A 23691-nucleotide genomic window follows, 5' to 3' on the forward strand; every position below is an offset into this window, starting at 1 on the left:
GATATGCAGAAGCGCATTCTCGGCAGCGGGCTGGAAGTCTCGGCCATCGGCTATGGCTGCATGGGCCTGGACTTCGCCTATGGCAGCAAGCTGAGCCCGGACGAGGCCAATGCCCTGCTCCGCGCCGCGGTCGAGCGCGGGGTTACCTTTTTCGACACCGCCGAAGTCTATGGCCCCTTCACCAATGAAGGCCTGGTCGGCGCGGCGCTGCGCCCGGTGCGTGACCAGGTGGTGATCGCCACCAAGTTCGGCTTCAACATCCTGGACGGCGTCCAGCAACCAGGGCTGAACAGCCGGCCCGAGCATATCCGCGCGGTCGCCCACGCCTCGCTCCAGCGGCTCGGCATCGAGCAGATCGATCTGTTCTACCAGCACCGCGTCGACCCCGACGTGCCGATCGAGGAGGTCGCCGGCACGGTGCGCGCGCTGATCGCGGAGGGCAAGGTCAAGCATTTCGGCCTGTCCGAGCCGAGCGCCGATACCGCGCGCCGCGCCCATGCCGTCCAGCCGGTCACGGCGATCCAGAACGAATATTCGCTGTGGACGCGCGGCGTCGAGACCAACGGCATCTTTGAGGTCTGCGAGGAGCTGGGCATCGGCCTGGTGCCCTACAGCCCGCTCGGGCGCGGCTTCCTCACCGGCGCGATGAGCCAGGATACCGGCTTTGCGGCGGGGGACTTCCGCAGCAAGCTGCCGCGCTTCACGCCCGAGGCGATGGCGAAGAACCAGGCGCTGGTCGACCTGCTCAAGCGCATCGCCGCGGACAAGCAGGGCACGCCGGCCCAGGTCGCGCTTGCCTGGATCCTCGCCCAGAAGCCCTGGATCGTGCCGATCCCCGGGACCACCAAGCTCCACCGGCTGGAGGAGAATCTCGGTGCGGCGGACCTCATACTCACCCCCGAGGACCTCGCCGGCATCGCCGCCGCGCTCGCCGAGATCGATGTCGAGGGCGAGCGCTATCCCGAGCAGCTGATGTCCACCGTCGGCCGCTGACCTTCCCTTCCCAACCTTCCAAGCAAACAGGGACCAACATGACCACCCAAGCCAAGGCCTATGCCGCCCAGTCGGCCACGACCCCGCTCGCCCCCTTCACCTTCGAGCGCCGCGACCTGCTGCCCGACGACGTCTCGATCGACATCCTGTTCTGCGGCGTCTGCCATTCGGACCTGCACACCGCGCGCAGCGAATGGGACGGCACGCTCTTCCCCTGCGTCCCCGGCCACGAGATCGTCGGCCGTGTCACCGCGGTGGGCGGTGACGTCACCAGGTTCGCGGTGGGCGACCTGGTCGGCGTCGGCTGCATGGTCGACAGCTGCGGCCATTGCCCGTCCTGCGACGCCGGCGAGGAGCAATATTGCGAGACCACCGGCCTGGTCGGCACCTATAACGGCCCGGACACGGTGCTCGGCGGCCACACCTTTGGCGGCTATTCGGACCATATCGTCGTCAAGGAGAGCTTCGTCCTGAAGGTCGGCCATGACGAGAAGGACCTGGCGGCGGTCGCGCCCCTGCTCTGCGCCGGCATCACCACCTATTCGCCGCTGCGCCACTGGAATGCGGGCCCGGGCAAGAAGGTCGGTGTGGTCGGCATCGGCGGCCTGGGCCATATGGGCATCAAGATCGCCGCGGCGATGGGCGCGCATGTCGTCGCCTTCACCACCTCGCCTTCCAAGATCGAGGACGCGAAGAAGCTCGGCGCGCACGAAGTGATCGTCTCGCGCGATGCCGATCAGATGGCGGCGCACGCCAACAGCTTCGACTTCATCCTCGATACCGTGGCGGCGAGCCATGACCTCGATGCGCTGACCGGCCTGCTCAAGCGCGACGGCACGCTCACCCTGGTCGGCGTGCCCGAGCATGCCCATCCCTCGCCCAACGTCGCGAACCTGGTGTTCAAGCGCCGCTCGATCGCCGGCTCGCTGATCGGCGGCATCGCCGAGACGCAGGAGATGCTCGATTTCTGCAACACGCACGGCATCACCGCGGACATCGAGATGATCCGCATGGACGAGATCGAGACGGCTTATGACCGGATGGTGAAGAGCGACGTGAAGTACCGCTTCGTCATCGACATGGCGTCACTGAAGCAGGAAGGCTGAGGGCGCCAGGCGGCGTCCTCCCCCGGGGCCGGCGCGTCGCCGCCGGCTGCCGGCCACCGGCGCCGTGGCTTCCCTGCGGGGAAGCCGCGGCGGCCGCGCACCTTCGGCGACCATCGTCGAGGCGATCATCCCGAAGGCGATGAGTGCGGTCACTTTACGGGCTTGCCGGTCCATGCCGGCAGAAAAGCGCATCGCGGCTGCCCGCGACATTCGGGGGATCGCCGCTCCGGGTTCGCCCTTGCGGGATACCGCTTAAGTAGAAGGGGAAGTGGGGAGCTTCTGTTGCCCGGTGCTCCCCGTACCGCTGGATTCCCCTTCTGTTGCCCGGTGGGGTCCAACCGCGCATTTTAGAGTAACCTTAAGCCGTTAGGCCTTGGGGTTACGCCGCAATAGCGAGTGCTTCGTTATCGTTGGCACTTGTGTAATGGACCGTCACAGTGGCCCACGCTGAGAGATAGATAGCGCTTTTCAACACACGTCGATCCTAGTTCGGCCCCGTCAACAACTGCCTTAAGCAGGTAGCTGGTGGTGGAGCCGCCGGGTACCGCCCCCGGGTCCGCTGCGCCTATTGCACGCCTTCGTTTATCCCCATAGCCGACCGAGGCCGGCAGGACCCATATAGGGGCGGAATCGATTAATGAAAAGGTCAGGTGAAGATAGCTAAGGCCTTCACAGTGCCGCAAACACTTGGCATGGACATTTTCGAACCATGTTGACCCAGCGTTCCCGCTACGCCCTTCGCGCGATGCTTTTCCTGGCCGGCCAGCCAGCGGCAGGCGCGCCCACGCCGATGAACCGCATCGCCGCCGAGGCGAACGTGCCTCGTAAGTTCCTCGAGCTGATCCTCGCCGACCTGCGCGAAGCCGGTTTCCTCAGTTCGACGCGCGGCAAGGCCGGCGGCTATCGCCTGGCGCGGCCCAAGCACCTCATCTCGCTCGGCGAGATCATCCGGGTGATCGAGGGGCCGCTGGCGTTGGTCCCCTGTGTCAGCCGTACCGCCTATCGCCCGTGCAACGACTGCAAGGACGAGGCGAGTTGCGCCATCCGCCACGCGATGGCGCGGGTGCGCGACGAGACCGCCCGCATCCTCGACGGCACCAGCCTTGCGGATGCCACCGCCGAGGATCTCGCCGCGGCCTGAGGGCCGGGCAAGCTGCTTGCAATGTAGGATTTTCTCTGGCGTGGTCGTCGCATGACGTCCGCCAGCCCTTTGCCGCGTTTTCAGCCGGCAAAGGGAGGCGCGGGCAAAGTGAAACGATTTGCCGCGACTCCCTTCACTTATGTCTCAGGCGGCGTTCTTCTTCTTCAGCTCGTCGCGGATCTCGCGCAGCAGCGTCACGTCGGCCGGCTCGGCAGGTGCGGCTTCGTCCGCCTTGGGGATCACGCGGTTCACCGCGCGCACCAGCAGGAAGATGATGAAGGCGACGATCACGAAGTTCACCGCCGCGGTGATGAAGGCGCCATAGCCGAACAGCGGCACGCCGGCCTTTTTGAGCGCGGCATAGTCCGTCGATCCGGCCAGCGCGGCGGGGATCGGACCCAGCGCGATGAAGTAGCTCGAGAAATCGAGCCCGCCGAAGACCTTGCCGATCAGCGGCATCAGCAGATCGTCGGTGAGCGAGCTGACGATCTTGCTGAACGCCGCGCCGATGATCACCGCCACGGCCAGGTCGAGCACGTTGCCGCGCGAAATGAACGCCTTGAATTCCTTGAACATCCCAGGGTCTCCCACCAGTTGCCGCCCGGGCGCGGCATCGCCGCCATGATGCACCGATGCGGCGCCTGCGCAAAGCCGCGCTGTCCGATTTCGCTTTCGGAGCCCGGTGTTGCGATTGTATAAGACACTTCGAACCAGATCCGGAGGATCATGACGTGATGAAGTTTCGTGCTCTTGTTGCCCTTGCCGCCGCTGCCATGCTCGCCGGCTGCGGGATCAACAGCGTGCCCACGGCGGAAGAAAATGCGAAGGCGCGCTGGGCCGATGTGCAGACCAACTATCAGCGCCGCGCCGACCTGATCCCGAATCTGGTCGCGACGGTGAAGGGTGCCGCCGGCTCGGAGGAGAAGATTCTCACCGAGGTGACCAATGCGCGCGCGCAGGCGACGCAGGTGAAGGTCACCGGCGACGATCTCACCGATCCGGCCAAGATGTCGGCGTTCAACCAGGCGCAGAACGGCCTGTCGCTCTCGCTGCAGCGCCTGCAGGAAGCCTATCCGCAGCTGCAGAGCCAGGGCAATTTCAAGACGCTGATGGACCAGCTCGAAGGCACCGAGAACCGCATCGCGATCTCGATCCGCGACTATAATGCCGCGGTCCAGGCCTATAACACCCGCATCCGCACCTTCCCCGACGCGATCGGCGCCAAGATCTTCTACGGCGCCAAGCCGATGACGCCGTTCGAGGCCAAGGCGGGCGCGGAGAATGCCCCGACCGTCAGCTTCGGGAACAGCAACTGATCCTGAGGGCGCTCCTCCTCTGCGGAGCGCTCGCGGCCTGCTCGTCCGCGGCGCCGGCCCAGCAGAACCGGGCCGCCGGGCATGAGTTCCCGGCGGCTGGCGGGCGCGTGGTCGACGGCGCGAACGTGCTGCCGGCCGATGTCAAGGCCGCGCTCGAGACGCGGCTGGCCGAGGTCGAGCGGCAGTCGAAGCACCAGTTCGTGGTGGTGACGGTGAAGAGCCTGGAGGGCGAGAACGTGGAGGCGTACAGTCTCAGGCTGTTCAACCGCTGGGGTATCGGCCGCAAGGGCGTGAACGACGGCGTCGGCCTGCTCGTCGCGCCCGATGACCGCAAGGTCCGCATCGAAGTCGGTGGCGGGCTTGGCAAGGCGCTCACCGATGCCGAAACGGGTGCGATCATCGAGAAGGACATAGTGCCGCGCTTCAAGACCGGCGACATGCCCGGGGGCATCACCGCCGGCAGCGAAGCCATCATCCGCGAGATCACTCAATGACCGTGTTGCGTAGCCTGCTCGCCTTCCTGCTGCTCCTGATGCCGCTTTCGGCGCAGGCGCAGTCGCAGCCCAATTTCCCCAAGCGTGATCGCGAGCCCGTGGTGGATGCGGCGGGGCTGCTCAATCCGCAGCAAAAGGCCGAGATCACCGCGCTGGCCGAGGACATCAACAAGACGACGACCCGTCAGTTCGTCGTCGCGACCATCCCCGACCTGCAGGGTTATGACATCGCCGATTACGGCTATCAGCTCGGCCGCGCCTGGGGGATCGGGCAGAAGGACGCCAATAACGGCATCCTCCTCATCGTCGCGCCCAAGGAGCGCAAGGTGCGGATCGAGGTCGGCTATGGGCTTGAGCCGATCATGACCGACGGGCTCTCCAGCCAGATCATCAACGAGAAGATCATCCCTCGCTTCAAGGCCGGCGACATGCCGGGCGGCATCGTTGCCGGCGCGCAGGCGATCGCCGAGCAGATGAAATTGCCTCTGGAGGCCGCCGAGCAGCGTGCCCAGCAGCAACAGACCCAGGTGACCCAGAAGCGCCAGAAGAGCCATGGCGGCTTCCCGATCGGCCTGGTCTTCTGGGGCATCATCTTCCTGTTCGTGATCCTGCCGATGCTCGGCGCCGGGTTCGGCCGGCGCAAGCGGCGCGGGCCATGGGACCGCCGCTATCGCAGCGACGACAGCGGCGCGCTGCCGATCATCCTCTGGTCGATCGCCAACGAGATCGGCCGCGAGGCGAGCCGCGGCGGCAGCAGCAGCTGGGGCGGCGGAGGCGGGAGCGACTGGGGTGGTGGCGGCGGAGGTGGCGGAGGCTTCTCCGGCGGCGGCGGATCGTTCGGGGGCGGCGGCGCCTCGGGGAGCTGGTGAGATGCGATTGACCGATCAGGACCGCGCCGCCGTCACGGCTGCCGTCACCGCCGCCGAGCTCACTACCAATGGCGAGATCGTCACGGTCGTCGCCGGGCGCTCGGATCCCTATCACGACGTCGCGCTGCACTGGGCGGTGCTGGCGATGCTGCTCGTCCTGGCGCTGCTCGCCTGGCAGCCCTGGCCGGCCGAATGGCTCCATTCGCGCTTCATCGACAGCTGGGCGCAGGTCGTGCCCGCACGCTGGTACCTCACCATCGCGCTGGTGCTGATGGCGGCGACCTTCCTGGCCGTGCGCATCCTGCTCGCGCTCGATGCACTGCGGCTGTTCCTCACCCCGGGCGCGACCAAGACCCGGCGGGTACATCGCCGGGCGATCGAGCTGTTCCGCGCCGCTGCCGAGAAGCGCACCCGCGAATCGACCGGCGTGCTGGTCTATCTCAGCCTCGCCGAGCACCGCGCCGAGATCATCGCCGATGCCGCGATCCATTCGAAGGTCACCGCCGATGTCTGGGGCGCGGCGATGGCCGCGCTGATCGGCGGGGTGAAGCGCGGCGAGGCGGGCGAGGGCATGGCCGAGGCGGTGCGCCGGATCGGCCTGGTCCTGGCCGAGCATTTCCCACGCAGCGAGGACGATGTGAACGAACTTCCCGACCGGGTGATCGAATTGTGAACGACATGGACGAAGAGATTGCCTGGGCCGGCAAGTGGATCACCGCCAAGCGGCGGGGGAAGTGGGAATATGTCTCGCGCGCCCGCAATATCCGCGCCGCGGTGATCGTCGCGATCGACGACGAGGATCATGTCCTGCTCGTCGACCAGTACCGGGTGCCGCTCGGCAAGCGCTGTCTGGAGCTGCCCGCCGGGCTGATCGGCGACGAGGCCGGGCGCGAGAATGACAGCCCGTTCGAAGCCGCGCGCCGCGAGCTGATCGAGGAGACCGGCTATGACAGCGCCGCGATCGAGGATCTCGGCGAATATCATTCCTCGCCCGGCCTGGTCAGCGAGAGCTTCACCCTGGTCCGCGCGCGCGGACTGACCAAGGTCGGCGAGGGCGGCGGACTGGAGGACGAGGACATCATCGTCCACCGCGTGCCCCGTGCCGGGCTTCCCGCCTTCGTCGCGGCAAAGCGCGCCGAGGGGCTGGCGATCGACGTGAAGCTGTTGCTGCTGCTTTCGGGGGCGCTGCTGGGAGATTGAAGCCCTCGTTCCCCGGCGAAAGCCGGGGCCCAGGGTTTCTCATCCGAAGCGCTTGTGACTCTGGGCCCCGGCTTTCGCCGGGGAACAGAGGAGCTAGTGCCGCTTAGCGGAAATTGTCGGCGTAAGCCTGCAGCTTGAGCTTGCGCTCGGGCGCGGCGACCACATGGAAGGCGAGCCCCTCGCGCTCGGCATAGCCGGTGGCGGCCTCGAGCGTCGGGAAGCTCATGCGCAGCTGGTTGGTCGTCGCGTCGCCGCCGGCCCAGCCGGTCAGCGGATCGGCCTGTTGCTGGCGCACCGGCTCGAACTCGACGATCCAGCGATCGGTGCGGGCACGGCCCGACTGCATGGCGTTCTTGGGCTTCTGATAGATGCGAGCGGTCTTGGTCATGGTCAGTCCCTTTAACGCGGCCCGGCGCCCCTTGCATCTGCCTTTTTCGTCCGGAGCGTCGCCGATGCGGCGGCGGGATCCTCGGGCCAGGGATGGCGAGGGTAGCGCCCGCGCATCTCCTTGGCGACGGCGGCCCAGCTGCCCTTCCAGAAGCCGGGCAGGTCGCGCGTCGTCTGGATCGGTCGGCCGGCGGGGGAGGTGAGGCTGAGCACCAGCGGCGTGCCGTCGCCCAGCGTCGGATGCGTATCGAGCCCGTACAGCGCCTGCACCCGTACTTCGACCGTCGGCCCGCCCTCGGCCGCATAGTCGATCGCATAGGTCGAGCCCTCGGGGGTCTCGAAGCGGGCAGGGGCCAGCCGGTCGAGCGCCTTCTGCCCGTCCCAGCCGAGCAGATTGTTGAGCGCATTGGTCAGCCCCTCGACCGCATCGAGCCGCCGCTTGCCCGCGAGCAGTCCCGGCAACCAGTCGTCGAGCTCGGCGAGCAGCCTTGCGTCGGAGAGCGAATCATTGCCCGCATAGGCGGCACGGGTGCGCAGCGCGCTCGCGGTGTCGGACCAGGGCAACAGATCTAGGCCATGCTCGCGCACGCCCTCCAGCAGCGCCTTCTCGATCTCCGTCGGATCGGCCGCCGAATCGGGGCCGCTCGACAGGCGGATCGCGCCGAGCCGGCGTTCGCGGAGCGCTTCGATCCGGCCGGTGCCGGGATCGAAGCGGACGCTGCGGCGGGTCTCGATCCGGTCGGCGAACAGCGATTCGACTTCGCTCGGGTCGATCGGCGCGGCGGAAAGGATGCGCGCGCCGGCGGCCATGCCCTGCGTCTCGGCGACCGCCAGCCATTCGGCGCGGGCGAGCAAGGAGGTCGGGTCGAGCTTGAACCCGCGCCCGCCGGCCGAAGCCCAGGTCTCGCCGCTGGCGTCGCGGCGCTTGGCGATCCGGTCGGGAAAGGCGAGGGCGACGCAGGCGGCAAGCGCATTCTCCCTCTCCCCGCTGGCGGGGAGAGGGAGAATGCGGGCCCAGCGCTGCGCCAGCCGCCGGGCATTCTCCGCCCGGGGTCCGCGCTCGCTCCGCCAGCGGCGCAGGCGCAGCTCGAGGTCAGGGTCGTTGCCGCCCAGCCCGCGCTCGCCGAGCAGCACCGCGATCTCCGCTGCCGTCTTCGCCATGTCGCGCTCGCCTGCCCGCACCAGCATATGGCCGAGCCGTGGCGGCAGCGGCAGGCCGGCGATCGCCTTGCCATGCGCGGTCGGGCGGCCGTCCTGGTCGAGCGCCTCGAGCGTGCCCAGCCGCTTGCGCGCTTCGGAGACCGCGGCTTCGGGCGGCGGGTCGAGCCAGTTGAGGTCGCGCGGATCGCTCACGCCCCACAGCGCGCAGTCGAGCACCAGCGCCGAGAGATCGGCCTCCAATATCTCGGGCGGGTCGAAGCGCGGCAGGCCGGCGGTCGCCGCTTCCTCCCACAGCCGATAGGCGACGCCCGGCCCCTGGCGTGCGGCGCGGCCGGCGCGCTGGGTGACGGCGGCCTGGCTCGCCCGCTCGGTGACCAGCCGGGTCATCCCTGCCGCACGGTCGTAACGCGGCCGACGGGCGAGGCCCGAATCGACCACGATACGGATTCCCTCAAGGGTCAGCGAGGTTTCGGCGATCGAGGTGGCCAGAACGATCTTTCGCCGGCCCTGCGGATCGGGTGCGATCGCGGCGCGTTGGGCGGCGGGCTCCAGCGAGCCGTGCAACTTGTGGACTACCGCGCCCGGCACCTCGCCCAGCCGCTCGGCGGTGCGCTCGATCTCGGCGACGCCGGGCAGGAAGGCGAGCACCCCGCCCTCGGCATCGCGCAGCGCCGTGCGCAGGGCGGCGGTCATCGAATCCTCGATCCGCGCCTCGGCAGCGCGGCCGATATGGCGCAGCTCGAGCGGCCAGCTGCGGCCTTCGCTCTCGATCACCGGCGCGCCGCTCATCAGGTCGGAGAAGCGCGCGCCGTCGAGCGTCGCCGACATCGCCGCCAGCCGCAGGTCGGGCCGCAGCGCCGCCTGGGCGTCGAGCGCCAGCGCCAGTCCGAAATCGCTGTCGAGGCTGCGCTCATGGACTTCGTCGAACAGCACGGCGGAGACGCCGGCCAGCTCGGGATCGGCCTGGATGCGATTGACGAAGATGCCCTCGGTTACGACCGTCACGCGCGTCGCCGCCGAGCGCTTGCTGTCCATCCGGGTGGCGTAGCCGAAGGTCTGGCCGACATTCTCGCCGGCCAGCGCCGCCATCCGCTCGCCCGCCGCGCGCGCCGCCAGCCTGCGCGGGGAGAGCAGCAGCACTTCGCCGGTGCACCAGCCCTCGCCGAGCAGCGCGGGGGCCACCGCAGTGGTCTTGCCCGCGCCCGGCGGCGCGACCAGCACGGCGTTGCTTCCTGCCCGCAGCTGGCCCAGCAGATCGGGTAAAACGACATGGATCGGCAGCGAGTCACTCATTGCGCGCAACCAATTCCCCGAAGCCGGGTTTGGCGCAAGCAAAGCCTATGGAGTGAAGACATGGCGAGAACCCTGGCACAGTTCAGCATCACCCCCGACAGCGACGGCGACTACACGCTCCATCTCGAGGACGACGATGGCGAGACGCTGGAATTCACCGCCAGCTTCGAGCAGCTCGACCTGATCACCGAAGCGATCGAGGAAGTGCTCGACGAGGACGAGGAAGACGCGCTCACCGCGGATGACGACGATGATGACGAGCCGTCGGACGATGAGTGAGAGTCAGTAGGCGCGCGCTACCGCGAACTCTACTGCCTCGATCATCGCATCCTTGGCCGCGCCTGCCGCGAAGCCGCCCAGCGCGTCGATCGCGCGCTGGCCGTAATGGCGGGCGCGGGCAAGCGTGTCGTCGACCGAGCGGCTCGCCTGGACCAGGCGGATCGCCTCGGCGAAATCCTCGTCCGAATTGCGATGGCCGGTGATCGCCGCCTTCCAGAAGGCGCGGGCGCTCTCGTCGCCCCGGGCATAGGCGAGGATGACCGGCAGGGTCATCTTGCCTTCGCGGAAATCGTCGCCGGCGTCCTTGCCCATCGTGCCCGCGTCCGAGACGTAATCGATCGCGTCGTCGACCAGCTGGAAGGCGATGCCGAGGTTGCGGCCATAGGCGTCGAGCGCCAGCTCCTCGGCCTCCGAGCGCTCGGCCACCACTGCGGCGATGCGGCAGGCGGCGGCGAACAGCGCGGCGGTCTTGGCGCCGATGATGTCGAGATAGCGTTCCTCGCCCAGGTCGAGCCGGCGCACCGCGGTGAGCTGGTTGACTTCGCCCTCGGCGATCACGGCAGAGGCGTTGCTGAGGATGTGGAGCGCCTTCAGGCTCTCGCTCTCGACCATCAGCTCGAACGACTTGGAGAACAGGAAGTCCCCGACCAGCACGCTCGCCGGGTTGCCCCAGATGATGTTGGCGGTGCGGCGGCCGCGGCGCAGGTCCGAGCCGTCGACGACGTCGTCGTGGAGCAACGTGGCGGTGTGGATGAACTCCACCGCGGCGGCGAGCCGGTGGTGGCGGGTGCCGGGATAGCCGAGCAGCTTGGCGCTCGCGAGCGTGAGCATCGGGCGCATCCGCTTGCCGCCGCCGGCGATCAGGTGACCGGCCAGCTCGGGGATCAGCGGGATCTCGGACTTCATCCGATCGAGGATCACCGCGTTCACGAGGTTCATGTCGTGCGCGACCAGCGCCATCATCGGATCGAGCGAGGGGGCGGGGCCGCCGCCGAGGCGATGGAGGGTGGCGCTCATATGCGAAAGCCTCTGGCGGGTGCGGCGCACAAAGGCAAGGCTTGCGTGACGCTACGTCGGTGCGCAAAGAGGGCAGCCATGTCGGACGAGACCCTTACCCGCTACCGCCAGAGCATCGACAATATCGATGCTGCGCTCGTGTTCCTGCTCGCCGAGCGCTTCAAGGTGACGCAGGCGGTGGGGCGCTACAAGGCGGAGTCGGGCCTGCCGCCGGCCGATCCCGGCCGCGAGGACCGCCAGATCGCCCGGCTGCGCGAGCTGGCCAAGACGGCGGACCTCGATCCGGAATTCTCCGAGAAGTTCCTGCGCTTCATCATCGACGAAGTGATCCGCCACCACGAGCAGCTGCGGGACGAGAAATGAGGGCGCCCGCCGCCCTGCTGCTGCCGGCACTGATGCTGGCGGGGTGCGGCGGCAACCAGGCGCAGAAGCCCGCGCCGACTCCTAGCCCGAGCGTGACCGCCACGCCGATGGCCGATCCCGCCGCGCGCCTTGCCGCCGCGGTGAAGGCCGCCTGGCCCGAGGGCGTGAAGCAGGGGCCGGTCACCTTCGACGACAACAAGCTGATCGATACGGCGTTCGGCCCGGTACTGGTCAGCCACGGCCATGTGCCCGATGCCGCGCATGTCGATGCCGGCACGATCGCAGTGACCTATCTCGATGCCGACGGCACGGGCTTCCGGGTACGCAAGCGCTTCCCCAAGGCGGCGGAGAGCGGCAGCTTCGGCGACCTCGCCGAATGGTCGGTCAGCGACAAGTTCCTCGACCGGCCGGTGATCTATGTCGAGGGCGGCGGCACCTGGCAGGGTTACACGTGCAGCTACACCAGCCTGGTCGCGCTGGAGCCCGAGGGGCCGAAGGAAGTGGCGAGCTTCCAGTCCGTCTACGACAATGGTGGCGCGGTCGAGGACGACGCCCAGTCGGTCCGTGGCAGGATCGGGGCGATCCGAAAGGGTGTCGATTTCACCGTGAAATTCGAGGGAACCCGATCCTTCGCCGAGCGATACCTTTGGCGAGACGGCAAGTACCGGCGCGAAGGCGGGGAAAGCCAGGTTCCAACCTGCTGAGGGGACAGATGTGGCGGCGGACGATGATTTCCTGATCTTCCGCCCCGACGATGTCGACCTTTCCCGCTCGCCGCTGCGCAAGGGCGTGGACGCGCCGACTCATGTGCTTGGCGCCTTCAACCCCGGCTTCGCGCGGCTGCCGAACGGCAATCTGCTGCTGATGGTCCGCGTGGCCGAGGCGCTGCGCGATCCGGTCGAGGGCGACTGCGCCCGGGCGATTCGCTGGACGGCGGACGGCTATGTCCTCGATCGCCACCCGGTCGCCGGCATCGACATGGACGATCCGCGCCAGTTCGCGCTCAAGGACCGCAATCCGCGGCTGCTCGGTCTCACCTCGCTGTCCTGGCTGCTGCCGGTCGAGCTGAGCAGGGACGCGGGCAGGATCGTGAAGGTCCATTACGACAAGGCGATCCAGCCTTCGGCTTCGTTCATGGATTACGGTGTCGAGGATGCCCGGATCAGCCTGGTCGGCGGCAGCTGGTGGATGACCGTGTGCGGCGTCTCGGCAGAGCGGCACTGTACGGCGATGTACCATTCGGTGAACGGGCTCGACTACCGGCTGCTCGGCGTGGTGCTCGATCACCAGAACAAGGACATGATCCTGTTCGAGGGCAAGCCGGGCGGCAAGTACATGGCGCTCACCCGGCCGCTGGGCGAAGTCTATTTCGCCTATCCCGACGATTCGCCCTGGCTCGGCGGGCCTTCGATCAACATGGCCCAGTCGCCCGATGGTCTCCACTGGAAGCCGCTCGACACGCCAGGCATCCGCGCGCGCAAGGGCACGAGCTCGACCCAGCGGATCGGCGGCGGCAGCCAGCCGGTGCTGACGCCCGAGGGCTGGATGCTGATCTATCACGGCGTCGAGAAGCAGGGCGCGGTCGGCGTCTATCGCAGCTTCTGGGCGCTGCTCGACAAGGACGATCCGTCCAGGATCCTGCGGCTGGAGGACGAGACGCCCTTGCTCGAGGCCAATCCCGCGCTCACCGATCCGATCGCGCACCAGCTTTATCTGCCCACCCCCGTGGTGTTCACCACCGGCGTGGCGGATGCGGGCGACCATTATATCGTCGCGAGCGGCGAGGCGGATCTGGCGTGCCGGATCACTCGGGTTTCGAAGGAGCGGTTCCGGTGATGCCGGGCGACGCAAAATCCCCCTTCCGCTTGCGGGAGGGGTTAGGGGAGGGGGTGTGTCTTGCTCCCGTCGCTTCGCTGGAGGACATCCCCTCCCCCGACCCCTCCCGCAAGCGGAAGGGGAGCGCAGACGGAGGACGCGTGCCATGACCCAAAGCGACTGGTGGAAATCCGCCGTCATCTACCAGGTCTATCCGCGCTCCTTCCAGGATTCGAACGGCGACGGTATCGGCGACCTCAAGGGCATCGAGAACCGGCTCGACGACCTCAAGGCGCTCGGCATCGACGCGATCTGGATCTCGCCGATCTTCCCCAGCCCGATGGCCGACTTCGGCTATGACGTTGCCGATTATTGCGACGTCGACCCGCGCTTCGGCACGCTCGCCGACTTCGACGCCCTGCTTGCCGCGGCGCACGAACGCGGCATCCGGCTGCTGCTCGACCTGGTGCCCAACCACAGCTCCGACCAGCATCCCTGGTTCCAGGAGAGCCGCAGCGCCCGCGACGACCCCCGGCGCGACTGGTATATCTGGCGCGACGCGAAGCCCGACGGCTCGCCGCCCAACAACTGGATCAGCGATTTCGGCGGCTCGGCCTGGGAATGGGACGCGGCCACCGGCCAATATTATTACCATGCCTTTCTGAAGGAGCAGCCGGACCTCAACTGGCGCAACCCGGCGGTGCGCTCGGCGATGATGGACGTGCTGCGCTTCTGGTTCGCGCGCGGGATCGACGGGTTCCGGATCGACGTGCTGTGGCACATGGTCAAGCATGCCGAGCTGCCCGACAATCCGGTGAACGAGGACTGGGCGCCGGGCCAGCCCGATTACACCCGGGTCCACCAGCTCCACTCGACCGACCAGCCCGAAGTGCACGACATCGCCGGCGAGATGCGGGCGATCGCCGACACGTTCGGCGCACGCGTGCTGATCGGCGAGATCTACCTGCCGGTGCCGCAGCTGGTCGGCTATTATGGCACGGCGCAGAAGCCCGGCGTGCATTTGCCCTTCAACTTCCAGCTGATCGGCGCCGAATGGAACGCGCGCGGCCTCGCGAAGATGATCGCGGACTATGAAGCGGCGCTGCCCGAGACCGGCTGGCCCAACTGGGTGCTGGGCAATCACGACCGCCCCCGCATCGCCACGCGGGTCGGCCCGGAACAGGCGCGCGTCGCGATGATGCTGCTCCTGACGCTGCGCGGCACGCCGACGCTCTATTATGGCGACGAGATCGGCATGGAGGATGGCGCGATCCCGGCGGACATGGTCCAGGATCCGCGCGAGCTGCGCGATCCCGGCATCGGCCTGGGCCGCGATCCGGTGCGCACGCCGATGGCCTGGGACCAGTCGCCGAACGCCGGGTTCAGCGCCGCCGACCCCTGGCTGCCGCTCCATCCCGACTGGCTCGCGCGCAATGTCGAGGCGCAGCGCGGCGATCCCGGCTCGATGTGGCGGCTGACCCAGAAGCTGCTGTTCCTGCGCCACGAGCATCCGGCGCTGGCGCTGGGCGACTATCACCCGGTCGACAGCGGCGGCGAACTGCTCGCCTTCGAGCGGCGCCACGAGCATGACCGGCTGCTGGTCGTGCTCAACCTCGGCGACACGCCCCAGGGCTTCGCCATCCCCGAATGGGCGGAGGATTTCACCGTCCTCGCCTCGGCGCGCGGCGGGCACGACCCCGCGCTGCTCTCCCCCAACGAAGGCTATATCCTGGGATGAAGATCGCGATGCTGGCGCCGATCGCGTGGCGCACGCCGCCGCGGCACTATGGGCCGTGGGAACTGGTGACGAGCCTGCTGACCGAGGCCCTGGTCGCGCGCGGGATCGACGTGACGTTGTTCGCCACGCAGGATTCGATCACCGCGGGCACGCTCGGTGGCGTGGTGCCGGCGGGCTATGAGGAGGATCCCGGGATCGATGCGAAAGTGTGGGAATATGCCCATCTCGCGCATCTGTTCGAGCGGGCGGGGGAGTTCGACCTGATCCACAACCAGGCCGATTTCCCGGCGCATGCCTTTTCCCGGCTGGTCGACACCCCGATGGTGACGACGATCCACGGCTTCTCGTCCGAGCGGATCCTGCCGATGTACAAGCCGTTCGAGGAGCGGGTGCATTATGTCGCGATCAGTGCAGCGGACCGGCATCCCGCCTTGAAATACGCCGCGACGATCCATCACGGCATCCGCCTCGACGAATTCCCGTTCGAGGCGGATGGCGGGGAGGATTTGCTGTTCTTCGGCCGCATGCACCCGGACAAGGGCGCGGCCGAGGCGATCGAAGTCGCGCGCTCGACCGGGCGGCGCCTCAACCTCTACGGCATCATCCAGGACCAGGGCTATTTCGACCGCGAGGTCGCGCCCTTCCTCGACGAGCGTATCGTCTATCACGGGCCGGTCGGGGGCGCGGAACGGCTGCGCGCGCTCGGCAAGGCGCAGGTGCTGCTTCATCTGATCAATTTCGACGAGCCCTTCGGCCTGTCGGTGGTCGAGGCGATGGCCTGCGGGACGCCGGTGATCGCGATCGACCGGGGGAGCATGCCCGAGCTGATCACGCCGGAGACGGGGGTACTGGTCGAGTCGGTCGGCGGCGCGATCACCGCGCTGGGGCAGGTCGAGGGCATCGACCGGGCGGCGTGCCGGGCGCGGGTGGCAGAATGCTTCTCGGTCGAGGCGATGGCGGAGAACTATATCGAATTGTACCGGCGCATCCTCGGCCAAGCCTGAAGACTTTTCTTCGTTCCCCGGCGAAGGCCGGGGCCCAGTTGCAACGTCGTTCGTGAGTCTCCCGCGCCATCGAGAGTGCGCCGAGACTGGACCCCGGCCTTCGCCGGGGAACTGCTGGAGCCAAAACCGTCATCCCGGTGGAAGCCGGGACCTCAGGCGATGGCGCGGGTAAGGAACCGCACGAGATCCCGGCTTCCGCCGGGATGACGGCTTATTGGTCGGTGTGCACCCAAGCCTACAGCGTTCCCCGGCGAAAGCCGGGGCCCAGGGTTTTTCTGCTGCATCGCTTGTGGCCCTGGACCCCGGCTTTCGCCGGGGAACGGCAACTTCGATGCACTATGCAAAAGCCGGCTGATACGCGTAGAGCCCCGGCGTCCCGCCGGTCATCACGAAAAGCACATCCCCGCGCAGCGAACCCTCACGAAGCCCCGCCAGCACCCCGGCGAACGCCTTGCCGCTATAGACCGGGTCGATCAGCAGCCCCTCGGCCCGCGCCATCAGCCGGACGGCGGCGAGCATCGCCTCGGTCGGGATGCCATAGGCCTCCCCGCGCTGCGACCCGTCGATGCGGATATCCTCCGCGCCCAGCGGCGCACCGCCGATCAACGCCCGCGTCGCATTGGCCAGCGCAAGCGTGCCGCGCTCGGCCTCGGCCAGCTCGGCGAGCACGGTGAAGGAGAGGACGCGGCGCGGATCGTCGATCCCGGCGGCGAGCCCGGCATGGGTGCCATGGCTGCCATTGGCGACGATCACCGTTCCGAAGCGCAGCCCAAGCGCAGCTTCCTGCGCCTGAATCTCCCGCGCGCAGGAGACATAGCCCAGCGCGCCCACCGGCGAGGAGCCGCCCGAGCCGACGACATAGGGCCTGCGCCCCTCGGCCTTGAGTTCCTCGGCCCGGGCATGTGCCGCCGCGAGCGAATCCGTGCCGCGCGGCAAATGGTGCACCTTCGCCCCGAACAGCCCGTCGAGCAGCTGGTTGCCGTTGTGGAGATAGCTCGGGTCCTCGCGCTGCACCGTGTCGGTGAGCATCAGCTCGGCCTTGAGGCCCATCCGCGCCGCCGCCGCCGCGCTCAGCCGGGCGTGATTCGATTGCCGCGCGCCGGTGGTGACGAAGGTGTCGCAGCCCTGCTCGATCGCCGCGCCGAGCAGGAATTCGAGCTTGCGCAGCTTGTTGCCGCCGCCGCCCAGCCCCATCAGGTCGTCGCGCTTCACGAACAGCCGCGCGCCGCTCAGTTTCAAAGCCGCCTCGATCCGCTCCAGCCGCTGGATCGGGGTCGGCGCGTCGAACAGGGGAGTGCGGGGGAAGGCGTCGAGGGTCATGGAGTGTCCCAGCGGAGGGTCAGGATCGCAATTCCATACGCCTCATCGTCATCCCGGCGAAAGCCGGGATCTCAGGCGATGGCGGGAAAAGAGCCGCACGAGATCCCGGCTTTCGCCGGGATGACGGAGGGGCTACAGCGCCGGCTTGCACCCGCGTGTCTGGTACACGCCGCGCAGGAAGCCGCGCCGCGCAAAGCCGGCGTCCACCGCAGCATTGAGCTCGCGCTGCGCCGATGCCGCGCCGCTCACTTCGCGGACCAGCCCGCGGAACGGCACGATCAGTCCCGCCACCGTGTCGCCGGTGACCTTCACCTTGCGGCTCTTCTTGCGATCCACCCCCTGGACGAAATCGGGCCCGAGCGCCTCGCCCAGATCGTCGAACGCATCGGCGATCTGCGTGCATTTCGACAGGCCGGACAGGCTGTAGGGCGAAGCGGCGGCCTTTTGCAGCACGGGCGGGATCTTCGTCTTCACCGCGCCGACGTCCCTGGCCGGCTGCTCGGCGATGTCGCCGGCGCGCTCGGCGGTCGATTGCTGCTTGTCCTGGGCAAAAGCGGGGCTGGTCACCAGCATCGCGCCGGCAAGGCCGATCCAGAAGCTCGATCGCATGCACTTCCTCCTGTTGCCGTCCCGGTTGAGATAGGGTGCGTCTGCGCAACAACCAACCTGGCTGCTCCCTGGCGAAAGGGTGCGCGGAGCGATGCGCGGCTATTCCGCCGCCAACAGGCTCTCCGCCCCGCCCAGGTCGACCGAGACCAGCCGGCTGACCCCGCGCTCGACCATGGTCACGCCGAACAGCCGGTGCATGCGGCTCATCGTCGCGGCATTGTGGGTGACGATCAGGTAGCGGGTCGCGGTCTCCTCGGTCATCCGCTCGAGCAGGTCGCAGAACCGGTCGATGTTCGCGTCGTCGAGCGGCGCATCGACTTCGTCGAGCACGCAGATCGGCGCCGGGTTGGTCAGGAACAGCGCGAAGATCAGCGCGACGGCCGTGAGCGCCTGCTCGCCGCCCGAGAGCAGGGTCAGCGACTGGAGCTTCTTGCCCGGCGGCTGGGCCATGATCTCGAGACCTGCCTCCAGCGGATCGTCCGAATCGATCAGCTCGAGATGCGCCGCGCCGCCGTTGAACAGGGTCGAGAACAGCCGGCGGAAATGCTGGTCGACCGCCTCGAACGCACTGAGCAGCCGCTGGCGGCCTTCCCGGTTCAGGGTCCCGATCGAGCCGCGCAGCTGGTTGACCGCCTGGGCAAGCTCGTCGCGCTCGGCGGCGTTGCTGGTGAAGGCGGCCTCCAGCTCGGCCAGCTCGGTCTCGGCGACCAGGTTCACCGGCCCGATCCGCTCGCGCTCGGCATTGAGCTTCTCATGGCCCGTCGATTCCTCCTCGGGCGCACGCACCGTCGCTTCGTCGAAGCCGGCTTTCTGGGGGAGGAGGGGCGGCGGGCATTCGAAGCGCTCGCCCGAGATGCGGCCCATCTCGATCCGGCGCATCTCCTGGTTCTCGGCCCGTGCTGCCGCGCCGGCGCGTTCCTCGCGCGCCTGGGCCAGGATCTCGTTGGCGCCGCGCACCGCGCCTTCGGTCTCGCGCACCGCGATCTCGGCCTCGCGCTCGGCGGCCTGGGCGGCGGCGCTTTCGATCCGCGCCTTCTCGGTCGCCGCTTCGGCCTCGGCGAGCTGAGCGGCGAGCGCCGCGGGCTTGCCGGCAAGCGCCTCGCTCTCCTCGGCGAGCTGGAGCCCGCGCTTCTCCATCTCGTTCGCCCGCCGTGCCGCATCGCCGGCGCGCGATTTCCAGCTCTTCGCCTCGGCCCCCGCCGCGGCATGGCGTTCGCGTGTCGCGGCGATCTCGCGCTCGAGCGTGCCGCGCTCGGCGCGGGCCGAGGCAGCGGCGGCGCGCTTGCCCTCGGCATCGGTGGAGAGCGACGCCACCCGGGCGCGCGTCTCGGTGCCGTCGGGCAGCGCCGCCTTGGCAGCCTCGGCGCGGTTCAGCTCGGTCGCCGCCTCGTCCTGCTCGGCAGCGATCCGGCGGATGCGCACGTCGAGATCGGCGCGCTGCGAATCGAGCCGCTCCAGCTGCGCGGTGGCGCGGTCCTCGGCCCGGCCCGCCTCGCGCCCGGCATTCTCGGCATGCTCCAGCACCCGGCGGCAATCGACGGCGGCGCGGCGCGCCTCGGCGATGTTGTCCTCGATCCGCATCAGCTCGGCATCGGCACTCTCGACCGCGCGCACCGCCGCCGGCCGCGCCTTCTCGATCGCCGCGAGCCGGTTGACCCGCACCAGCCGCTCCGCTGCTGCAGCACCACCCGATTTGGCGACATAGCCGTCCCAGCGCCGCAGCACGCCCGCCAGCGTCACCAGCCGCTGGCCGACCGCAAGCGGTTGCCCGTCATCGCTTTCCGCCACCAGCACCTGCGCCAGCCGCCGCGACAGACCCGCGGGCGCCTGGACATGTTGCCCCAGCGGCGAAGTGCCCGAAGGCGCGCCGGGGTCACCCTTTTGCGGCTCGGCGCCCGCCCAATAGCGCTCGGCGCTGGTGTCGAGCCCGGCCTCCAGATCGTCGCCCAAGGCCGCCGCCAGCGCGCGCTCATAGCCGGCATCGACCTTGAGCTTGTCGAGCAGCCGGTCCTTGTCCGAAGGCCGTGTCGCCTTGGCCAGCGCCGCGGCCTCGCTGTCGAGCTGGGCGAGCTCGGCATGGGCGGTGGCGCGCTTGGCCTGGGCATGGTTGCGCGCCTCGATCGCGCTGCGCTCCTCGGCATCGGCGCGGGCCAGCCCGGTGCGGGCGCTCTCCGCCTGGCGGATCGCCTGGGCACGCGCCTCGGCGGCGCGCAGTTTCTCGGCCTTCAAAGGCTCGGGATCGGGCAATGCCTTCAGCTCGGCATCGATCCGCGCCCGGTCGCGCTCGGAGCGCTCGACCCGAGTACGCGCGGCGGCCAGCGCCGCCTCGGCGACCCGCGCCTCGGCCGCCTCGGTCGCCTGCGCCGCCAGCGCCTGGGCGAGCGCGACCTCGGCATCGCGCGCGGCACGTTCCGCGTCCGCAAGCGCGGCATCGAGATGCGGCATCCGCGCCGTCGTCTCGGCGATGCGCCGGTCGAGCGTCTTCCCTTCCTCGTCGAGCCGGGCCAGCGCCTCGGCGGCGTCGCGGGCGAGCGCGCCTTCGCGGCCGCGATCCTCCTCCAGCCGGCGCGTCGCGTCCTGCAATTCCTGGATGCGCCGCTCGACCGCCGCCTTGTCGGCGCGCAGCGTGGCGAGCCCGTGCATCGCCTCGGTCGCCCTGTCGCGCACGCTCAGCGCCTCGGCGCGCAAGGTAGCGAGCTTCTCGGCCGCATCCTGCTGCACCGCCACCGCCGAATCATGCGCCCGGGTCCGCTCGGCGACCAGGGCCTCGGCCGCCGCCGCTTCCTTCTTGGCCGCATCCGCCGCGCTCGCCGCGTCGCGCCAGCGGGCGAAGATCATCCGCGCCTCGGCGACGCGGATCCGGTCGGAGAGCTCGCGGTAGCGCTCGGCCTGGCGCGCCTGGCGCTTGAGCTGCGCCGCGCGATTCTCCTGGTCGCCGATCACTTCGTCGAGCCGGGTGAGGTTGGCCTCGGTCGCGCGCAGGCGTTGCTCGGCATCCTTGCGGCGCACGTGCAGGCCGGAGATGCCCGCGGCTTCTTCCAGCATCGCCCGGCGCTCGCCCGGCTTGGCCATGATGATCGCGCTGATCCGCCCCTGGCTGACCAGCGCGGGGGAGTGGGCGCCCGTCGCCGCATCGGCGAACATCAGCGCCACGTCCTTGGCGCGCACGTCGCGCCCGTTGATCCGATAGGCGGAGCCGGCGCCGCGCTCGATCCGGCGGACGACTTCCAGCTCGTCGTCCTCGCCGACCTGGTCGGCCTGGATGGTGACTTCGGCGAAGTCGCGCGAGGGGCGGGTGGCGGTGCCGGCGAAGATCACGTCTTCCATGCCGGCGCCGCGCATCGACTTGGCGCTGGTCTCGCCCATCACCCAGCGCAGCGCTTCGAGCAGGTTGGACTTGCCGCACCCATTGGGGCCGACGATCCCCGTCAGCCCCGGCTCGATGCGGAGGTCAGCCGGGTCGACGAAGCTCTTGAAGCCCGTCAGCCGCAGCCGCTTGATCTGCACCCTGGCTTACCCCCGCCGCGTCATGGGCGTCAGCGCGCGCCCGCTGCCTTGAGCAGCGGCTCGAGCTGCTCCCAGGAGCCGGCATCGACCTTCTTGCCGTTGATGAAGAAGCTCGGGGTGCCGCTCACGCCATAGACCGTGGCGGCATCGGCATTGACCTTGGCGATCGCGTCGATCTTCTTCTGGTCGGCCAGGCACGCGCGGGCCTTGGCTTCGGGCACGCCGCGCTGCTTCATGAAGTCGATCATGCCGAGCGCCTCGGCAAAGCCCACCGCGGCCTGCGGCGCCGCCTGGCCCTGGAGCTGCTGGACCAGCTGCGGGTTGGTCTTCACCAGCTGCTCGGTGCGGCTGAGGAACTGCTCCTGGTTCTCGAAATACTGGTCGAGCATGCTGAAGAAGCTCTCGTCCGGCACGCACTGGTTGAGCAGCGCCGCGGCAAGGTCGGGCGCGCCGTGGATCAGGAAGTCGCGGAATTCCCAGCTGACCTTGCCGGTGGAGATATAGTTCTTGCGCAGCGGCTCGGGCGCGGTGCGGCCGAACAGCCCGCAATAGGGGCAGTTGCGCGAGCCATATTCGACCAGCTTGATCGGGGCGTTCGGATTGCCCTGGAGATAGCCGCCATCCTTGGTCTTGGTGATCGTGTCGACCCAGGCCTTGCCGGCGGGCGCGGTGACCGACGCGACCGGCGCGGCGCTCACCGCCGCGCTGCTGTTGCCCTTGTCGTCGCCGCCGCACGAAGCGAGCGCGAACAGCGCGGGGATCAGGGCCAGGGCCAATTTGATACGCATGGGGTCTTTCTCTCCAGAAAAGTCAGGCGCCGTTCGCCCAGAGCTCGGGCAGCAACCGGTCCCAGGTGAACGCACTTACCTTGCGGGCATTGACGATGAAAGTGGGCGTGCTCTGCACCTGGTAGACCTTCACCGCATCGGCATTGGTCTGCGAGATGCGGGCGATCAGCTTGGGATCGGCCAGGCACTTGCGCGCCTGGGCCTCGGGCAGGCCCTGGGTCTTCATGAAGGCGATCATGCCGGTCGCCTCGGCGAAGCGCGTCGCCATCTGGCCCGCCGGCAGCTTCTGCCAGGCCTCGACCTGCTGGGGCTGGTTCTTCAGCGCGGCCTCCAGCTTCTCCTCGAACTGGTGCTGGTTGGCGAACAGCGCATCGAGCACCGGGAAGAAGCGGGCGGTGGGCACGCACTGGTTGAGCAGCGCCGCGGCCAGGTCGGGCGGGCCGTGGATCAGATAGTCGCGGAACTCGTAGCTCACCTTGCCGCTGGCGATATAGTCGCTGCGCAGCGGCGGCACGCCCTCGGCGGCGAAGCGCCCGCAGGTCGGGCAGCCGCGCGAGCCATATTCGACCAGCTTGACCGGCGCGTCCGGATTGCCCTGGCGGAAGCCGCCCTGCGGGGTGATGGCGACGGTGGCGGTCCAGTTGGGCGCCGCTGCGGGTTTGGCCGGAGCCTTCGCCTGCTGCGCCGAGGCGCCGCCAGCCAGGGCCAGCGCAAGCGCGCCGGCGATCATGAAATAGGTTCGCATCAGTCGATCCGGCCGATCTTGGGTTTCTCGTCGCTCGCCGCGACGCCGGCGGCCAGTGCCTCGAGCACGGCCTTCAATTCGGGATCGGCGATGCCGCGCAGGCTGTCGCCCATCGCCTCGCTCAGCGGCTTGAGGCTGGGCGGCGGCGCGGCCTTTGCCGGCGCCTTCACCTGGCCGTGGCGGATGGCGATCCTCGCCACCGCCGGATAGCCGAAGAAGCGGTTCACCCGGTCCATGATCTCGGGCGCGACATGCTGCATCGTCGGCGCGAAGGCGCCCGAGACGATCAGGCTCAGCACGCCCTGCTCGCGCTTGCCCTGGGGGAACTTGATCGATTCGGGGATCGAGACCCGGGCATAGCGCTCGCCGACGATCTCGGCCCAGCGGCTGACGATCGAATGCTGGACGAAGCCGAACTTGCGGAAGCTCGCCGCGCCGACATCGGGCAGCAGCTCGGAGACCGAGCGGGCGCGGAGCGCACGCGGCGGTATCGGGGCCGGCTGGCGGGTCGTGGCACGTGGGGGTTTCGTCATTTCCGCCAACCCA

At 68.9% G+C, this 23691-nt stretch carries 24 protein-coding genes and 1 other RNA gene; 14 read left to right on the forward strand and 11 right to left on the reverse strand.

Annotated features, from left to right (window positions below; all coding sequences use genetic code 11):
* Window positions 1–3 precede the first annotated feature (3 nt).
* Entirely contained in the window at window positions 4–993 is a 990-nt protein-coding gene (locus tag J2W22_RS04740; RefSeq protein ID WP_307117108.1) for an aldo/keto reductase, read from the forward strand.
* A gap of 38 nt (window positions 994–1031) precedes the next feature.
* Window positions 1032–2099, forward strand: a complete 1068-nt coding sequence (locus J2W22_RS04745; protein WP_307117109.1) for an NAD(P)-dependent alcohol dehydrogenase — start codon at window positions 1032–1034, stop codon at window positions 2097–2099.
* Between the two features lie 305 nt (window positions 2100–2404).
* Here the strand turns inward: J2W22_RS04745 and ssrA are convergent.
* Window positions 2405–2747: a transfer-messenger RNA gene (gene ssrA, locus J2W22_RS04750) on the reverse strand.
* 61 nt (window positions 2748–2808) lie between these two features.
* Here ssrA and J2W22_RS04755 point away from each other — a divergent pair.
* Window positions 2809–3240 carry an RrF2 family transcriptional regulator gene (locus J2W22_RS04755; RefSeq protein ID WP_183999403.1) on the forward strand — a complete coding sequence of 144 codons (432 nt, stop codon included), beginning with the start codon at window positions 2809–2811 and terminating at the stop codon, window positions 3238–3240.
* A gap of 144 nt (window positions 3241–3384) precedes the next feature.
* On the opposite strand, the gene mscL is transcribed toward J2W22_RS04755, so the two are convergent.
* Complete coding sequence (gene mscL / locus J2W22_RS04760; RefSeq protein ID WP_307117110.1) at window positions 3385–3816, reverse strand: large conductance mechanosensitive channel protein MscL; 432 nt, start codon at window positions 3814–3816, stop codon at window positions 3385–3387.
* 158 nt (window positions 3817–3974) lie between these two features.
* Here mscL and J2W22_RS04765 point away from each other — a divergent pair, with 158 nt between their 5' ends.
* From J2W22_RS04765 to J2W22_RS04785, 5 genes are all read left to right on the forward strand, one after another.
* Complete coding sequence (locus tag J2W22_RS04765; protein WP_307117989.1) at window positions 3975–4556, forward strand: LemA family protein; 582 nt, start codon at window positions 3975–3977, stop codon at window positions 4554–4556.
* 107 nt (window positions 4557–4663) lie between these two features.
* On the forward strand, window positions 4664–5050 hold the full coding sequence (locus J2W22_RS04770) for a TPM domain-containing protein (RefSeq protein WP_307117111.1): 387 nt from the start codon (window positions 4664–4666) through the stop codon (window positions 5048–5050).
* Window positions 5047–5919 (forward strand): TPM domain-containing protein, encoded by an 873-nt coding sequence (locus J2W22_RS04775; RefSeq protein ID WP_307117112.1) that lies wholly within the window; start codon window positions 5047–5049, stop codon window positions 5917–5919. Before J2W22_RS04770 ends, J2W22_RS04775 begins: the two co-directional genes overlap by 4 nt.
* A gap of 1 nt (window position 5920) precedes the next feature.
* Window positions 5921–6592 carry a TPM domain-containing protein gene (locus tag J2W22_RS04780; protein WP_307117113.1) on the forward strand — a complete coding sequence of 224 codons (672 nt, stop codon included), beginning with the start codon at window positions 5921–5923 and terminating at the stop codon, window positions 6590–6592.
* Between the two features lie 5 nt (window positions 6593–6597).
* Complete coding sequence (locus tag J2W22_RS04785; RefSeq protein ID WP_307117114.1) at window positions 6598–7119, forward strand: NUDIX hydrolase; 522 nt, start codon at window positions 6598–6600, stop codon at window positions 7117–7119.
* Window positions 7120–7222: 103 nt separating this feature from the next.
* Here the strand turns inward: J2W22_RS04785 and J2W22_RS04790 are convergent, their stop codons facing one another.
* Both J2W22_RS04790 and hrpB read right to left on the reverse strand, forming a co-directional pair.
* Window positions 7223–7507, reverse strand: coding sequence for an NADH dehydrogenase ubiquinone Fe-S protein 4 (locus J2W22_RS04790; RefSeq protein WP_307117115.1), 285 nt, complete (start codon window positions 7505–7507; stop codon window positions 7223–7225).
* A gap of 11 nt (window positions 7508–7518) precedes the next feature.
* On the reverse strand, window positions 7519–9960 hold the full coding sequence (gene hrpB, locus J2W22_RS04795) for an ATP-dependent helicase HrpB (protein WP_307117116.1): 2442 nt from the start codon (window positions 9958–9960) through the stop codon (window positions 7519–7521).
* Between the two features lie 60 nt (window positions 9961–10020).
* On the opposite strand from hrpB, the gene J2W22_RS04800 reads away from it, so the two are divergent.
* The gene (locus J2W22_RS04800) at window positions 10021–10239 is read left to right on the forward strand and encodes a hypothetical protein (RefSeq protein WP_180143588.1); all 219 of its coding nucleotides are present in this window, start codon (window positions 10021–10023) and stop codon (window positions 10237–10239) included.
* Between the two features lie 3 nt (window positions 10240–10242).
* Here the strand turns inward: J2W22_RS04800 and J2W22_RS04805 are convergent, their stop codons facing one another.
* Window positions 10243–11256: a polyprenyl synthetase family protein gene (locus J2W22_RS04805; RefSeq protein WP_183999413.1), complete on the reverse strand. Its 1014-nt coding sequence runs from the start codon at window positions 11254–11256 to the stop codon at window positions 10243–10245.
* A gap of 78 nt (window positions 11257–11334) precedes the next feature.
* On the opposite strand from J2W22_RS04805, the gene J2W22_RS04810 reads away from it, so the two are divergent.
* The 5 genes from J2W22_RS04810 (at window position 11335) to J2W22_RS04830 (ending at window position 16176) form a co-directional block, all read left to right on the forward strand.
* A complete protein-coding gene (locus tag J2W22_RS04810) occupies window positions 11335–11619 on the forward strand; it encodes a chorismate mutase (RefSeq protein WP_307117117.1) in 285 nt (94 codons plus the stop codon).
* The gene (locus J2W22_RS04815; RefSeq protein ID WP_307117118.1) at window positions 11616–12323 is read left to right on the forward strand and encodes a hypothetical protein; all 708 of its coding nucleotides are present in this window, start codon (window positions 11616–11618) and stop codon (window positions 12321–12323) included. The genes J2W22_RS04810 and J2W22_RS04815 overlap by 4 nt, the downstream gene beginning before the upstream one ends.
* A gap of 10 nt (window positions 12324–12333) precedes the next feature.
* Window positions 12334–13455 (forward strand): glycoside hydrolase family 130 protein, encoded by a 1122-nt coding sequence (locus tag J2W22_RS04820; RefSeq protein WP_307117119.1) that lies wholly within the window; start codon window positions 12334–12336, stop codon window positions 13453–13455.
* Window positions 13456–13600: 145 nt separating this feature from the next.
* On the forward strand, window positions 13601–15172 hold the full coding sequence (locus J2W22_RS04825) for an alpha-amylase family glycosyl hydrolase (RefSeq protein ID WP_307117120.1): 1572 nt from the start codon (window positions 13601–13603) through the stop codon (window positions 15170–15172).
* Complete coding sequence (locus J2W22_RS04830; RefSeq protein ID WP_307117121.1) at window positions 15169–16176, forward strand: glycosyltransferase family 4 protein; 1008 nt, start codon at window positions 15169–15171, stop codon at window positions 16174–16176. The genes J2W22_RS04825 and J2W22_RS04830 overlap by 4 nt, the downstream gene beginning before the upstream one ends.
* Window positions 16177–16512: 336 nt before the next feature.
* On the opposite strand, the gene J2W22_RS04835 is transcribed toward J2W22_RS04830, so the two are convergent.
* From J2W22_RS04835 to J2W22_RS04860, 6 genes are all read right to left on the reverse strand, one after another.
* Complete coding sequence (locus tag J2W22_RS04835) at window positions 16513–17496, reverse strand: D-cysteine desulfhydrase family protein (protein ID WP_307117122.1); 984 nt, start codon at window positions 17494–17496, stop codon at window positions 16513–16515.
* Between the two features lie 132 nt (window positions 17497–17628).
* On the reverse strand, window positions 17629–18105 hold the full coding sequence (locus tag J2W22_RS04840) for a hypothetical protein (protein WP_307117123.1): 477 nt from the start codon (window positions 18103–18105) through the stop codon (window positions 17629–17631).
* 99 nt (window positions 18106–18204) lie between these two features.
* Window positions 18205–21612 (reverse strand): chromosome segregation protein SMC, encoded by a 3408-nt coding sequence (smc, locus tag J2W22_RS04845; protein ID WP_307117124.1) that lies wholly within the window; start codon window positions 21610–21612, stop codon window positions 18205–18207.
* Window positions 21613–21641: 29 nt separating this feature from the next.
* Entirely contained in the window at window positions 21642–22400 is a 759-nt protein-coding gene (locus tag J2W22_RS04850; RefSeq protein ID WP_307117125.1) for a DsbA family protein, read from the reverse strand.
* A 22-nt stretch (window positions 22401–22422) separates the two neighbouring features.
* The gene (locus J2W22_RS04855) at window positions 22423–23145 is read right to left on the reverse strand and encodes a thioredoxin domain-containing protein (protein ID WP_307117126.1); all 723 of its coding nucleotides are present in this window, start codon (window positions 23143–23145) and stop codon (window positions 22423–22425) included.
* Window positions 23145–23678 carry a DUF721 domain-containing protein gene (locus tag J2W22_RS04860; RefSeq protein ID WP_307117127.1) on the reverse strand — a complete coding sequence of 178 codons (534 nt, stop codon included), beginning with the start codon at window positions 23676–23678 and terminating at the stop codon, window positions 23145–23147. The genes J2W22_RS04855 and J2W22_RS04860 overlap by 1 nt, the downstream gene beginning before the upstream one ends.
* Between the last annotated feature and the right edge of the window lie 13 nt (window positions 23679–23691).

The organism is Sphingomonas kyeonggiensis (assembly GCF_030812785.1).
Taxonomy (GTDB): Bacteria; Pseudomonadota; Alphaproteobacteria; order Sphingomonadales; family Sphingomonadaceae; genus Sphingomonas; species Sphingomonas kyeonggiensis_B.